The 13,880-nt window shown below is 50.8% G+C and carries 10 protein-coding genes and 1 pseudogene; 5 read left to right on the forward strand and 6 right to left on the reverse strand.

The window, feature by feature from the left end:
• Positions 1 to 518 precede the first annotated feature (518 nt).
• Genes F506_RS02510 through F506_RS02530 form a run of 5 tightly spaced genes read left to right on the forward strand, consistent with a single transcriptional unit; the run spans position 519 to position 7,700 of the window.
• The gene (locus F506_RS02510) at positions 519 to 1,871 is read left to right on the forward strand and encodes a metallophosphoesterase (protein ID WP_053195188.1); all 1,353 of its coding nucleotides are present in this window, start codon (positions 519 to 521) and stop codon (positions 1,869 to 1,871) included.
• A gap of 28 nt (positions 1,872 to 1,899) precedes the next feature.
• Entirely contained in the window at positions 1,900 to 2,928 is a 1,029-nt protein-coding gene (locus tag F506_RS02515) for a GTPase-associated system all-helical protein GASH (RefSeq protein WP_053195189.1), read from the forward strand.
• A gap of 53 nt (positions 2,929 to 2,981) precedes the next feature.
• On the forward strand, positions 2,982 to 3,983 hold the full coding sequence (locus F506_RS02520; protein WP_144423972.1) for a TRAFAC clade GTPase domain-containing protein: 1,002 nt from the start codon (positions 2,982 to 2,984) through the stop codon (positions 3,981 to 3,983).
• Positions 3,980 to 5,050 (forward strand): TRAFAC clade GTPase domain-containing protein, encoded by a 1,071-nt coding sequence (locus F506_RS02525; protein ID WP_053195191.1) that lies wholly within the window; start codon positions 3,980 to 3,982, stop codon positions 5,048 to 5,050. Before F506_RS02520 ends, F506_RS02525 begins: the two co-directional genes overlap by 4 nt.
• A gap of 10 nt (positions 5,051 to 5,060) precedes the next feature.
• Positions 5,061 to 7,700, forward strand: coding sequence for a GAP1-N1 domain-containing protein (locus tag F506_RS02530; protein WP_144423973.1), 2,640 nt, complete (start codon positions 5,061 to 5,063; stop codon positions 7,698 to 7,700).
• Positions 7,701 to 7,943: 243 nt separating this feature from the next.
• On the opposite strand, the gene F506_RS22485 is transcribed toward F506_RS02530, so the two are convergent.
• From F506_RS22485 to F506_RS02545, 6 genes and pseudogenes are all read right to left on the reverse strand, one after another.
• Entirely contained in the window at positions 7,944 to 9,104 is a 1,161-nt protein-coding gene (locus F506_RS22485; protein WP_083457533.1) for a TniQ family protein, read from the reverse strand.
• Positions 9,105 to 9,121: 17 nt separating this feature from the next.
• A complete protein-coding gene (locus F506_RS23600; RefSeq protein ID WP_235471352.1) occupies positions 9,122 to 9,514 on the reverse strand; it encodes a hypothetical protein in 393 nt (130 codons plus the stop codon).
• A gap of 186 nt (positions 9,515 to 9,700) precedes the next feature.
• Positions 9,701 to 10,105 (reverse strand): annotated as a pseudogene (locus tag F506_RS23825) (TniQ family protein); the annotation flags it as partial.
• Positions 10,102 to 11,070 (reverse strand): TniB family NTP-binding protein, encoded by a 969-nt coding sequence (locus F506_RS02535; RefSeq protein ID WP_053195193.1) that lies wholly within the window; start codon positions 11,068 to 11,070, stop codon positions 10,102 to 10,104. The pseudogene F506_RS23825 and the gene F506_RS02535, both read right to left, overlap by 4 nt.
• Positions 11,067 to 13,055 (reverse strand): Mu transposase C-terminal domain-containing protein, encoded by a 1,989-nt coding sequence (locus F506_RS02540; RefSeq protein ID WP_053195194.1) that lies wholly within the window; start codon positions 13,053 to 13,055, stop codon positions 11,067 to 11,069. The genes F506_RS02535 and F506_RS02540 overlap by 4 nt, the downstream gene beginning before the upstream one ends.
• Positions 13,036 to 13,689 carry a TnsA endonuclease N-terminal domain-containing protein gene (locus tag F506_RS02545; protein WP_053195195.1) on the reverse strand — a complete coding sequence of 218 codons (654 nt, stop codon included), beginning with the start codon at positions 13,687 to 13,689 and terminating at the stop codon, positions 13,036 to 13,038. The genes F506_RS02540 and F506_RS02545 overlap by 20 nt, the downstream gene beginning before the upstream one ends.
• Positions 13,690 to 13,880: the final 191 nt, after the last annotated feature.

The raw sequence follows: 13,880 nt of genomic DNA on the forward strand, positions 1-13,880 counted from the left end.
TGCTCGTGGATTTGATCCTCTCCATTTGACCCACTTTCCATTGCCTGCTGAAGGCAGCCACCCGGTCATACGACCCCTCATATCCCAGTTCTTTCAAATCCAGGAACATATGTTTCAGGGCCTTTCTTTGCTTTCGAGGTTTGATCGCCTCCGCGCAGAGCCAGGGCGGAGAGCTTAGCTGTGAAGTCATCGAGCGAGCTTGGCGAACGCCTTGCTGGAGAAGTAGGTTCGTTGACATCGGATCGGATGAAACGGCGAACTGTGTTGCGGGAAATGTCGAAGGCCGCTTGAAAGGAGGGTCTTATTCCCTTCGCGTTAGTCTCAAGGATCTGACTTGGGTGGAAATGGAGCTGCGTCACTATGAAGACAGTCACTTAATTCCATAGGCTGATCAAACATGCAATAAAATCAGTTGGAAGATGCCTTTTCGCATTAGAACGTGATACGGCAGTGTTACCATTTCTGGCAATAGCTAAGTAACAATAGTTAAGTAAATTTTGCTCGTCAGGAGACGCAACTTGAAGACAGTATTCGTACATCTGTCCGACATCCATTTCGGTCAGGAAAAGGATGGTGGCACCGATGCCGAGAATGCAGACGCTAAGAAGCGTCTGATAGAAGATGCGTCTGAGGAAGTCGGAAAATTCGGCGGAAAAGCGCACGGTGTGATCGTGACCGGAGACATCGCGTACTCCGCACGAGAAGAGGAATACGCTTTGGCTGCAGAGTGGCTGGCCGAGTTAACGGATGCGATCGGCTGCCAGCGAACGGACGTTCAGTTGGTTCCTGGAAATCACGACATCGACCGAACCAAAATTACGAACACCATCGACAGCGTTCTTTATTCAATTAGAGAAGGAGGCGATGAGTGGCTCGACAAACACCTCGACGACGAGAGCGACTGCAAGATCCTGTACGAACGGTTCGACGCATACAAGGGCTTTGCGCTCGACTATCGCTGCGAGCTAGACCTCAATGGCGGCATCTCGATGAGCGCGAAGTTGGATCTAGCTCCAGGACGAGCGATCCGATTTGTGAGGCTTAACTCCGCCCTCATCTGTTCTGGTAAAAAAGAGGAAGGTAAGCTAATCCTAGGCAAGCGTCAGCGCCTGCTTCCGGTTGATGACGGAGTGGAGAATATTGTGTTATCGCATCACCCACTCGGCTGGTTCCAGGATTCGGAAAAAGCGCGTGGATACCTCCGTGGACGCGCCCGCGTGTTTATTTCAGGCCATGAGCATTTCCCCAGACTTGAAATTGTAGATGTCGAAGATCGTTGCCAGTTGATGATGCTTGCAGCCGGTGCCACCGCGCCAGATCGAGTCGACGACAAATACACCTACAAATACAACATACTCGCATTCGAATGGGATGAGGACAACGATGCTCTTGCGGTATCTCTCAATCCACGGACTTGGGATAGTAGTGTTGCTCGATTCCGTCGGGACGACGAATTCATGAATGGAAAGGAAGAGCGTCAGGTGCTCGAGTCACCCAACTTCCGTAAGAGAGCGAAGCAATCGGATCACGAGAAAACGGCAGTAGAGGGAAAACTCGTCGAGGAGCTGCTGACAGAGATAGACGAACGGTTGCCAGAGTACGAGCGACGATTCGAACTTGACGAAACTAAAACAGCAGAAATGATCGATGTCGAACTTGTCGAGGCAGAGCCTTCACAGCACGTCCGAGACTTGCAGCTGCGTTTCTTCCAAGAATTTTCGCAGGGCGACCGTTTGAAAGCGTTCGTCGAGTTCGGTGTTCTTGACCAGGTAAAGGGAAGGATTGACCACTCAATGGAGCGGCGCCTCTTCCGGCGCGCAGTTCGTCAAGGAAAGGCGAGGGAAATCGAGCAGCTTCTCGAGGCGGCATAAAATACTGAATAAGGGGGAAGATTAAAGCATGAGCATTATGGCTAAGTATGCCCAAATCATCTGGGCAGAACCAACGAACCAAGATGTCCAAGACCGTAACAAAGCGGTGGAGACGCTCCGGGCGCAGCTTTTGACTAAATCGACGCGTGAAGCGATCACTCTCGCTGCGGCAGTTGCCAGCGGTTTTAGTGGCTCGGCGCTCCCGGCAGAGCTGGCCCAAGAGATAGAAAAGGCTATCAGTGCCGAAAGTGCAGCTTTCGTCCTACAGGGGCGAGAACTCCAAGCCCAAGTCTGTCTAGCTGTGGCGGTAATTGCTATCGTGACGCAGCCCGTCGTCGACGGGCCTGGCTGGACCACTGCGGACGCTTTCGCAGCATCGCTCTGGTCAGCGTTAAGTCTACAGGATCAGTGTGAGCATGCGAAGGTCGAAGAATTGAGGCAAGATCTCATCGAAGTATGCCGTACACGGGTTGCACGAGTTGCCAAGGTCGCTCGAAAGCGCATGATTGTGCCAGATGTCGGCACACTCACTATTCCTGAAGAAGACCCACGAAGCACCAAGGCGAATACTGCTTACAGGAAGGCGACCGCACCAGTTATTGCAGCACTGAAAACCAATCAGGATTTGGATCACGAGGAGATTAACTTCCTTTGGTGGGTACTCGCTGATTACAGTGAAATACTCGACTGTGCGTTATTCGATCAAGTTTCCTTTATTCGGGCAATTGCAAGTGGCTTAGAAGGCGCCACAGTGTTGCATCGCTTGCCAAGCGATGGCTTTCGTCATGCTGCCTTGCGCCATGTAGGTGCTTCGGCGAATATACCTCTCAAGACTTTGATCGAGTCACTTGGGGAGTCGCGAGCGAAACTCAGTGCGCCGTATATCAATAGTTTGGCAATGACTGTTCCTTTGGTTTTTCCACTCATTTCTTCGCTCATAGGTGACGAACATCAGTCTGTAACCAGCGTCGAGCTAGATGCTCGAGGCTGGGGTGCGCGAGCGCTTCTCGAGGCTTCAATCCTAGTGATGGAAAGCCGATTTGCCGGAGCCGCCTGATGCGCGGGCCATGTACTAATGAAAACTGTACGTTTAACGCGACTAGTTCATGCGTGGCTGGCAATTCACCCGAGGAGTGCTCTCATCGCCCCGTTATTGGTGACGAAGATAACTTTGAACTGGAGAGTGATTCGGAGTACGAGGCAAAAAATACTGATGACGGAGCATTTAACATCGGTGCGGACCTTGGGCTCGGGCGCGCGGTTTTGTCCGCTCCGAATGCAGATTTACCAACCTTTCCGGCAAGTCGTACGCTTGGGATATCTCAGGTTAACGCCATGATGGAGGAACGGCCGACTTGTCTCGTCGGGATAGTCGGACTTGCGGGGGCTGGCAAGACCGCAGCGTTGGTCAGTGCCTACCTTATGCTCTCTCAAGGTGAGTTCGAAGGATTCTCCTACGCAGATAGCGAAACCCTTCGCGCATTCGAGGAGATTGCCCGGGCAAGCAGAACCTGGAACAGAGGTAATCCACCTGAGCAGATCACAAGCCACACGACGCTGTCGAATGACCGCGAGGCCGGGTTTCTACATCTACGGTTACGCCGCGACGCCGATAGCAGTCTCTTCGACATCCTCCTGCCTGATCTTCCTGGAGAATGGTCCAGAGCATTAATCGACCGTTCAGACGGAGATCGGCTGAGTTTCTTGGGATCCGCAAGTGTGATTTGGCTGATGGTCGATGGGCGCCAATTCGTTGACGATAGCCGTGTCGCTAACGCCCGCTATCGCACGACCCTTCTGATTGAGCGGCTGGCCAATCTCCTCGGGGATCATCGTCCTCGCATCATCATCGTCCCGACTTGGCAAGACAAACAGCTATTTCCACAGGAAGAAGCCGATCTGCTGATCCGCTACGGGGCCGAATTCCGCTTCGACGTAGCCACGGCGCCCATTGCTTCCTTCTCGTGGGATGACGACATTGAGCCTGGATACGGCATATCCAAGCTGTTCGCGGATTCTCTTGCAGCGCGACCGAGCCAACCTGAATTCTGGCCCGAGACCGATTGCGACAATAGTGATAGACGGCTAGCAGCATTTCGGAGGAAACCATGAGCACAGGATCGATCCTCCTCGTCGGAGGACCAGCTTCCGGCAAGACGAACTACATCGCCCGTCTGTGGCTTTCCTTCAAAGCAAAGAAAGGGCAATTGCGCGCGTCGACGCTCCCAGCCAACATCGAATATGTGAATGATGCAGTACAACATCTACTCGACCGTAAATTCGCGCCGAGAACGCAGCGCGACATGGATGAAAGCGGGCGTCGTGATTTTATTGTGAAAGTGCGGGGGAACGAAGGTACAGGGCTGGAACAAGAAATTACTGTGCCAGATATTACCGGAGAGCTTTGGCGGCGGGCAATCGATTCGTATGAGCTCCCTCAGGAATGGATGGATGCACTCAAGGCTTCGTCGTCAGCAATACTCTTTGTACGAGCTCACTCAAAGCTCAATCTGCAGCCGATGGACTGGGTTACTGCACGTGATCACTTAACTGAGCACAGCGAAGAGGATGATGACGATGAAGGAGATGATGAATACGGGGAGGACGAAGATGAAGACGGAAACCCGATTTCCATATCGGCCACTACGCCAATTAATAAAACCGATGTGGTCGCACAACCTGTCAATGAGCAGGGAGCGAATTCACATGACATTAGCGACGTGATTGAACCGGGGGGCAGTGCGCAAGGGGACGAAACCGAGGAGGTCGTGCTCAAGGCCAATGGTCTTCCCGCGCAGGTTGGATTTTGCGAACTCTTCCGCTATCTCACCCTCACGCTTACGGACGGCCCTGATGGGAGACGCCCTCGTCTGGCTATTATGGTGACCGCGTGGGATATGCTCGATTCCGAAGCGAAGGCTGCCGGTCCTATGCGTTACCTCGAGGAACAGTTCCCAATGTTTGCGGGTAGACTTAAAACGCCTGGACACCTCGACGTCGAGGTGTTTGGTATGTCCATCGTTGGAGGCAATTTGCGAGGAACCCCCAACAAACCGTTCAGGGACTCGCTCAAGAAGCGTGATTTGTCGGAAGTCGGCTACACGGCTGTAGTACGAGGTGGTGTTGTCGTGGAGGATCCAGATGTGACGCTGCCGCTTGCTTGGGCGCTTGGGAATTGAGGATGGTGAAATGATCGTTGACCAGCAACTGCATGGATACAATCACGGACACGAGTTGCTGTCCGGGTCCATTACGTTGCCTCCGCGGGATCAGGATCTTATCGATCGGCTTTCCGATATTGCTGGCCCAATCGCACCTAGCGAGAAAATCCTGCCCTACATCACTTGCTATCCGTTGCCGAGCGGATCTCACTATATCGTGGCCAGAACTTGGCATGATCGTGAGGCTCCGCGTGCTGGATGCGTCCGCACCCGATCGCTGCTGATCCCGATGGCAGAATGGGCATCGGTCGCGGATCCATCTACGTTGGTTGCGATTGCCACGGAGGCTGGCCCTAGCCAAAGGTCAAAACGATTATCGATCGAACCAGACCTCACTAACCCGTCACCGCCTGTGGAGACCGCCGGAGCCGAGCTCCTGGAAGCGCTATTTCTTGAAGATCCAGTACCGGTGGCAGTGTTCGGCTCTAAAGCGTCCGAGCTTATCGCGATTCGCCTATTAACTGCGATCTGGCCGTCCATGCGCCGCCGCTTCACAGTGTCGACATTCTGCAATTCTCCACGGACGATAGCTAAAAAGAGCTTTGACCTCGTATTTGCCCCTGTGGAGGCAAGGTCTCGATTTTCCGATTGGAAAGGACGGCGTGTTGACGGTACGAAGGCGAATTCGTCACGCCATAGATGGTCCTTGAAGCTCGCGGATGAGGTCTTTCGCGCGCCGCATCCCTCTCTCTCGACGCTCGATGCGTTCGGTGAAATAGCAGAAGATGAAAAAGGCAACGAAGAAGCACTTCGCCTGTCTTTACTCTGGAGTGAGCTTGCCATCAGAGTACCAACGGAGCCGCAGGCTGCTCTCGGACTGCTCGACATCGCGAATACGAGAAAATCGCGTAGAACAAGGCTAGTTAACGAGCTTACGCCGGTTCTAGCGCAAACAGCGGTTACCGTGGCATCCACCATGCCACCATCTGAGGCCTGGCGGTTTCTCCAAGTATTGATTGAGAAACTCGGTGAGACGCGCTCGCGTCTATCATTGGTCAGCTCTATAAGTGCCTCCACGATATCCCTCGCGCAACGGCATCCAGTTGACGCAGTGGAAGTGGCTTCGCAGGTAGTGGAAGGTGGCGGTTACCTTCTTAAAGATTTAGCTACAGGAATTGCTAAGAGTAGTGATGCGTTCGAACCTGCGGCGAGAAACCTCGCGATCGTCCGAGGAGATGTACTCCTTCGTACAGTACTGGCTTCACCAGAGCTGGCAGTACGATTATTAGCGAGTGACTATGGCATCGAAACTGCTCTTGCCGCGAGCATTGATGGCGCAAGCGAGGAGGAGATCGAAACAGCACGAAAATGTCTCCTGCCGCAACTCGTCAGCGACAGGCACGCGGGGCTTTTCGCCGGTTTGATGGCGGATGCTAACGCCACAACAATCGCAATTGAGGCGGAGCGCTTAAAGAATGCAAATGACTTTACGGCCACGGCATTAAATGATGTGCTTGTGGACGTGGCTCAACAAGCTGACGAAATTGTTCCGCTACGTGGCACTGTAGCGGAGGCGCGCCAGTCACAGGAGTCGAACGCGATGCTCCGCAAGCTTCTTGGGCCAAACGTCGCGGACGTCCGATGGATCTTAAGTGTGATGAAGAGTTCGGATGCGCGTCGCTCAATGCTACTTGTGGACGTACTTACTAGTGCATCCAGACAGCAACTTTGTGCCATTTTTGAAGCGCCGGATATCCTCGACGGTGTACTCAAAGCAACGGAGGATCTACCTGCCGCGACCGAGGTTTTGGCGCGCTTGGTCGAAAATGTTCGTTTGCAGCCGGCAGACCAGGTAGCACTTGTTATACGGATACTAACCCGCATGAGTGGTCCGAGAGCGGGTGACATCGCGGTGGTAGGCCTGGAGGCAGTGTTGTCTCAGGCCTTCTTGCCTGAGCGTGAACAACTCGTCTCGACCTTTTTTAGTCATGCGAGTGAACATATTGATAGTGTTCGCATCCTGAGCATAGGCGCCGGCCAGGAAGTACCTGCAGATTTGGCGAGTAGCAACTTAGTGTTGTTTGACAATTCACCGCCAGTCGTTCGCAATAAATTCCTTAGGAATCCGATGGCACTTGCCGACACCATAGTCGGAAGAGGAGCATTTTCCCTGTCCTATGAGGGGGGCGAGGCCGTTGGTCGCTTGCTGTGGGATTCCGCTCCGGTCGACTACCATGGCTTTCGTCTTGCGTCGGCAAAGTTGCTTTCTTTCCTGACCAATGCGAAGACAGAAGCCGCATCTCCAATTGTCGCCGCGGCATTCCCTTCCGTGTACCGCGAACTCCAAAATGAGAGCCTTCCAGATTTCCTCTCGTATATGTTCCCATTTATGGATTGGGATCGCTGTAAGGTCGCACGGAGTGAACTCGCACGAGCGTTCCTACGCTCAAACTGGCGGCCTAGAGATATCGCTCTGGCTGCGGCGCGAGCCGAAGATGCTGATCGCATTCTTCGAAGTATCGCGAAACAAGACAACGGATTGTGGGCGATCTCCTTGATCGAACGAGAGATCGACACGCTTCCAGAACCATGGAAACGTCAAGTGAAGAAAGCAATTAAAAATCTTCGAAAGTATCCACTTGGTTATAAATCGCCGTCCGATGGGTAAGTTCTACTAGTCCACGCGTAAGCTCTGCCTCTGGGAACCAGGTGCATATTTTTCGGCTTCTAGGCACTCGATTCGTTTTGCGTTGGACACTCAAACCGGAGCGAACTGGATAGCGCGGCGGCTACCTTGGCAGAGCGAAGCATCAGAAGTCCGTTATTGACCGATTGCAGTTATTCCGGTGTCGGTAGTTGATTTGCACCTCGCTTTGAGGCGTTTTCTTAAGAAATTGGTCGATCTAGTTAATCAGAGTTGAGTTTTTCTCGACAAAAATGCCTCGCATTGAGCAAGTCCTGCTTCGATTAGCTGTGCTTCTCTCGCACCGACAGCAGGGCGTGATCTTGCATGTAGTTGTTCAGCCGTTTGATGCACTATTCTGAGCAGATCGCTAGGTTGTGCTTGTTCATGCTTAAGATAATCAGCTACGAGCGATGGAATGCAGAAAGGTGGAGAAATTGCCGTGGTTTCAGATTCTACATGGCCGCGAGCCATCTGCAAAAATCGGCGTGCAACTGTCTCTGCTATTCGTTCGCGATAATTTTCGCTCTTTTGCAAAATCGTATTCAACCGATAGGTCGGATTTCGTAGGCACATCAAATAGCGCGCATCTGTCTCAGTTCTCCATTCAGAGTCGAGCAAATTCGGGTCCAAAGCTGAAACCGACTCTACGACCGAGATCTGTGGACTCGTCATTACCTCCAATTCTTCTTTTGGCTGCTTCTTTTTCGTGGGATTCGTGACTAAAGGCTTTGTTGCGCTTTCTTGACGGGGAAGCTGTAACTGCTTTTCTCTATCGAAACACGCTATTCCTGTGGACGGGAGATGAAGACAATTTTTGCAGTGTGGACAGAAAGCTAGAAGACTAGATTCCTGTGATCGGCTGACCTTGTGGCGATAAGGGTGGACAGAGAAATTGCAATGTAGACACTTTCTGAGTAGCAGGCAATTATGGAGGGAGCACTCCTTCATTGTTGTGTAACGCCACTGATTTCGAAAATAGGGAGTCGAATCTGAGGCCAGGCAGTGAGGACAAAATGCGCTGCGGTGCAAAGCATAGTGGAGGTTCTCTACCAGCCAGGATTCAGAGGGCCAATCCAGGTTTCTTGGAGTTAAAGATGCGACTGAAGAGAAATTTTCTGCAGATATTCCAAATTTGGATGCTAGCGATTGTTGAATTCGCTCAACGAGGACTACATCCGGATCAACGCAGAATAATCGCGTAAGACCCTTGCCAAAACAATATTCAATGATCTCTTTCACAGGAATAATGTAGTTGGCGCTAACACGTAAAAGCCATGAAGATAGTGACTCGTCAGCCAATGGTAGCGGGCAACCATATAGCCTCAGTCTTGGAGGAAGATACCCTTTTCCAATCGGTGCTGTGACATCAAGGGAATCAAGGGGCATTGTTTTTCCTCTCTAAGTCAAAAATCTAAGGGCAGCTGAAATCCAAATTGAGCATCAATGGCGACACGCCTGCGAGGTGTCTGACCGTACTCTCGTTCCAGCTGCGGTCGAAGAGTTAGCAGATCGGACGCAGAGAATTCGTCTTGGATGTAGCGTCTGACATTTGAAAGGCAATTGATGTCATGGAGCTGCTCATGGCAGTCGATACCTATTGGTGACGTCCAGCGTGCCATGGTGGAGGCAGCATTTTCGAGCAACGAAGTTGCCGCACCAACCCCAAGTTTTGCCCGACCATGTCCATTCTTGAGTTGTGCGTGATTTGGCACGAGCCTGCCAAGCAGCCAAACTAGCGAGAATTGGCCGTTTAGTGATAGAGACCAGAAGTCTCGGTAGATATCTGGAATCGCCATACTAAGCGCCGGTGAGCGTAATGCCAGCTTCCTGCTGATGTGCTGAGAAAAAAAGGCCGGAAATCCTGCGGAGCTACAACGGGGTGAGTACCGAAGGTCAAAACCGCAATTGCAATAACAGAGGCGATTCCTTTTCCAGGAAAGTCTTTTCCCACATGAACTACAACTGTCCACGAGTCGAATTAGATGGTGGGGGCAAGCTGTGACAAGCGTCAGATCCCAGATCGCGTGAACTATTTCAGCTTCGCAAAGGCATTCAGGGCATATACGCGGATAAAAGAACGTTAGAAAGCATTCGCGTGAAAGTGAATTGCCGAAGTAGCTAAAGCTTCCTTTGCAGTTGTCTGCTAGCGTGTGCCGATAGTGTCGGATATCTAGGTCAGCGAATGCACATCCTGCAACGTGCGCAAACTTCAATAGATCATGTCGCGATGGATATGTCGGCGATGAGCCCTGAATAAGGCGATAAAGTCGTTCAGGGCTGGCCAAATTATTAGCCTCCGTCAAGCGAATTAGGAAGCCCAGTAGGCTTTCCTCAGCAGATGGTTGCCCACGAACTAGCAAGCGCGAGCTGGCCTGTCCCCAGGTCATTTTCCGATGGCCGAAAACGGATTGTGCGATTTTGGATCGCCGCCATTCACGGAGTCGTACGCGACTCTCAAATGCTCGTGCGAGATTTTGTCCATATTCTTACTCGCTGCGATATAGACGGCTTCGGACAGAATTTTGACCAATGTTCTCATTTGCCCACCACTTGCAACGTGGAGCGCAAACGAAATGTCGGGCGCCGCTAGACCTGCTTGATAGCGCATCGGAAGTTGTTCGTCGAAGCTCTGAAGTACGCCAAGGAATTCCGGACCATATTCGAACATGTGGAGAGAGATCATTCCAGGTAGTCTTGTCCTCAGCTGTCCATTTTGTTCGAAAGGAAGGTTGGCATTTTCTTCCCCGAGAAATATCTGCCCAACTTTCGTCGCTGAGTAAATCAGCTTCATCGTGTTTGTTATTTCCTTGGACATTGGCCCCTGTTTGCGCTCTCCAACGTGACTAAATTCGTCTACCATCAGAAGACGGACTTGGCAACGCGCGAAAGCGTCGATCACACTGTCCACTTTGATTGGAATCTTGAGATCTTCAGCAGGTCGTAATTTTGAGTTTGGGAGAAGAAAGGAACATTGAGCCAGTATCGAGTCAAGTATTGACCCTATACGGGGACTGCTTGCGACTGAAATTGCTAATACAGGAATTATCAGACGCTCCGGGGTATCGATCTTGGGATATTTTTCAACCATGTGCTGTACGACAGCACTTTTTCCACCGCCAGACTGGGCGATGATTCTACCGCCTCCTGGATCTTCAAACCGCCCGAATTTGTCGTATGTGCGTTGGACAAACTGAATGGCGTTGTCGTACGCAGGATGGAGAACGCGGATTCGTCGCACGGCCGCAACCTTTGCCTCTGGTGCCAAGTGAAAAAAATGTTCCCTATCTGCTGAGGTCGGCGCCCCCCAAGGCGCATCCATTTTTTCGGGGTTCGAGAAGAGCTCTGCGCTCATAAGCTCTCCTTTTTACTTAAAATGGTGCCGAATTTTGGGACCTCAGTAGGCATCTTGCTCGTAGCTTTGGCTTGTTGAATAACTTGGTCGACTTGGGCATGTAAGCTAGTCGTAGGTGTCAGCCATTGAGTGACTGACGGCGTGGCACCGGCCAAGGTCGCATCGGAGCTGAATTCAGCCATTTTTGCGGCGGCCTTGCGTGCAGCGGATGGTTTCCGTTTGATTTCCCCCGCGACCAACTCGCGTAAATAAGCCTTTGCTCGGCGCAAGGCATCAATGTCGATACGTGTCTTCAGGCGCTCTTTTGCGATTTTTCGGATTAATTCGTGTTGCCACAAAGAGAGACCTCCTGCGTAGTCTGAGTCAATGCAAGGTACTTCGATATAGCGTTTTTCCGTTGGGTGTTGAACGAAGATGCTGCCAATATCTGCTGGTTGATATTTGTATGTGACAGTTTGGATTGCGCCGTATGTCTGCCTCAGCTCATCCATTTCCGATGAGTTGTAAATCAAATTGTGCAGACGAATTCCGTCATGGCGCAATGTTCTAGTCTCTGATCGGCCAAATGCGACAGAGAGGTGAGCCACACTCTCTGGTAAGAAAACTGGTGTCTCTTTGATGCCGTCATTCCATAGATCAATGGGGCGTGTGTAATCGCGACTCGGGCTACGCATATACACATCAATGAGCCATTTATAGACGAGTTCAATGAATACGCTGTAGCGGATAACCGCGTGCTTTTCGGGATCGTAGTCTCCGCGTTCTAGCAGGTTGGCAAAGGTTGTGCCGGGGATTTTTTCTAGGAGGCCTGCATTTTGCTCTTTGATGTAGCGCTCTATCCCACCCTTGAACCAAGGCTGGTGAACAGGACACCAGGTGAGCGATATTCCGAATTCCTGAGCAACAGAGAATAATTCTGCGCTATGGAATTCAGGTGCATTGTCTAGCTTGATGGATATTGGAATGCCATAAACTGGCCAATCTCCTTCTATGCTCGGGAACGTTTCGTTGATATGATTTTTGTAGAGTACGCCTTGTCTGAGGCAGGAGAATACAGAGTAAAGTGATGGCGGGACAAAGGAAATGAAAACACCAAACGGCATCCTAGATGCGGTATCGCGCCCCGCGGTAATAGTGGGCCTTCCCAGCGGAAGCATAAGTTCGTCGTCAATGACAAACAGATTTGATAGCCCATGGTCAATTTGGACTTCTTCAAGAATGCGCTTGACTGAATTGGTGTTACGTACGGACCTAAACTGCCTTGTGGCTTCTTTTTTTCCATGGCGGGCGACGCATACTTCATAAGCATTTAGCGTATCAATGTAGCGTCGAATTGTCGCGATACTGGGGCACACCAAAGGTTCGGCCCCGGGGAACTTATTTCGCTGAGCAATTTTTGAATCAAGGTCGTCGAAGACATCTGTGGCCGGGCGGCGTTCGAGAGTGAGATAGACGGATTTTATTGATTCGTCCAACAGAGCTTGCACCGTTCCAGAAAAGGCGGGGCGTCCTCGATTGGCTAGGCGATCGACTAGAGATACTACATCGCGATCATTGCTTTTATATTCTTTGACCCACCGATATACGCTGCGTAGAGATGGTGGTTTTTCTTTGCGGCGTAGAGCAACCTGATTTATGACTTCGACGAGAGATTTAGCACTGGATGAAACTGAGATTTTTTGCATTTCTGATACGTACTCATTGCGCTGAAGTGCCTTTTCTTTCTGCTTAGCGCTAAAGCAGTCCAAGTCTTGCAAGCTAAAACCATCAGCCTTTTGGATTTCTTCTTTAGATACGGTAGCAGAGACAAGTTGGATTTCTCCCTCGCTCCATAAACGAAGAAATTCGATTTTCTCAATATTCCAAACATCTCCATCAACAAGCGACTCGAAGATCAGTTTTTCTCCATTAACCAATCTTCGCATCTCGTATTGGATATTTTTGCGAAGGACCAAAAGTCCGGGGCTAATTGAGAATTTCTTCATCGCTCAGAATCTCCTGACCAGAAACAAAGCGTGAAACGATTGATTTTCGCGTGATCTGAGTATGAAGATCCGTACGCAAGTAGTGGTGACAAAGGAGCGAGTAGAGCGTAAGCAAATCGAATCCATGTTCCTCAATAAGGTTTTCGATTGATGCGGAAAAACCTGAGTCAAAAAGTTTTTCTGCTTTGCTTTTGATCGCGACAGATGGCTTTAGCAGCTGGTAGCGGAGCAGCAGCTGGATGTTACTCAGGCGAGGTTCGATGAGGATGACCGTGTCATCCATCACGGTATATTCCTCGCTTTTGAGGCGGACAAGCTCAGTAATTAAGTGCGTTCGCTCCTGATATTCGGCCACAAATTTTTGGAATTTGACTTCAATCCAAAGCGGCTTATCTTTATAAATCACATATAGATCGGGACAGTGTCGGTGGACTTGGTCGTTTTGATCAATGTATTCCAACCACCGAACTTGGCTATCTATGTAAGTCACATCAGGATGAAATCGGAGTATGTCGATCGCGTTACGCTCTAATCGGGATTCCCACTCCACTAATTTTGGATTTTTCCCAAGGCACGGAATTGCCCCTACCATGCGATGTGTCGAGCGGTGTACGACCTTGCGCGCAACTCCCATCCTTGACTCCTTGTGAAAAGTAACAGGGCTGACCAGCGGAGGGCATTTATATTTCTCGGAAGAGTAATCCAGTTACTGCAATCTGCAAAGAGAATTTTTGAAAATCCTTTTTAAATCAATCGGTTAAATAATTTAATGTTATTCCCGTTAAATGATTTTGAGCACTTTTGTCACTAAAGAAAAATACGGTG

It is taken from the genome of Herbaspirillum hiltneri N3, assembly GCF_001267925.1.
GTDB lineage: Bacteria > Pseudomonadota > Gammaproteobacteria > Burkholderiales > Burkholderiaceae_D > Herbaspirillum > Herbaspirillum hiltneri.

What these genes read in the sequence shown, in the direction of transcription:
- F506_RS02515 (WP_053195189.1), top strand. Translation starts at nt 1,900, where the DNA reads ATGAGCATTATGGCTAAGTATGCCCAAATCATCTGGGCAGAACCAACG.
- F506_RS02525 (WP_053195191.1), top strand. Translation starts at nt 3,980, where the DNA reads ATGAGCACAGGATCGATCCTCCTCGTCGGAGGACCAGCTTCCGGCAAG.
- F506_RS02530 (WP_144423973.1), top strand. Translation starts at nt 5,061, where the DNA reads ATGATCGTTGACCAGCAACTGCATGGATACAATCACGGACACGAGTTG.
- F506_RS22485 (WP_083457533.1), bottom strand. Translation starts at nt 9,104, where the DNA reads ATGCCCCTTGATTCCCTTGATGTCACAGCACCGATTGGAAAAGGGTAT.
- F506_RS23600 (WP_235471352.1), bottom strand. Translation starts at nt 9,514, where the DNA reads ATGGCGATTCCAGATATCTACCGAGACTTCTGGTCTCTATCACTAAAC.
- F506_RS02535 (WP_053195193.1), bottom strand. Translation starts at nt 11,070, where the DNA reads ATGAGCGCAGAGCTCTTCTCGAACCCCGAAAAAATGGATGCGCCTTGG.
- F506_RS02540 (WP_053195194.1), bottom strand. Translation starts at nt 13,055, where the DNA reads ATGAAGAAATTCTCAATTAGCCCCGGACTTTTGGTCCTTCGCAAAAAT.
- F506_RS02545 (WP_053195195.1), bottom strand. Translation starts at nt 13,689, where the DNA reads ATGGGAGTTGCGCGCAAGGTCGTACACCGCTCGACACATCGCATGGTA.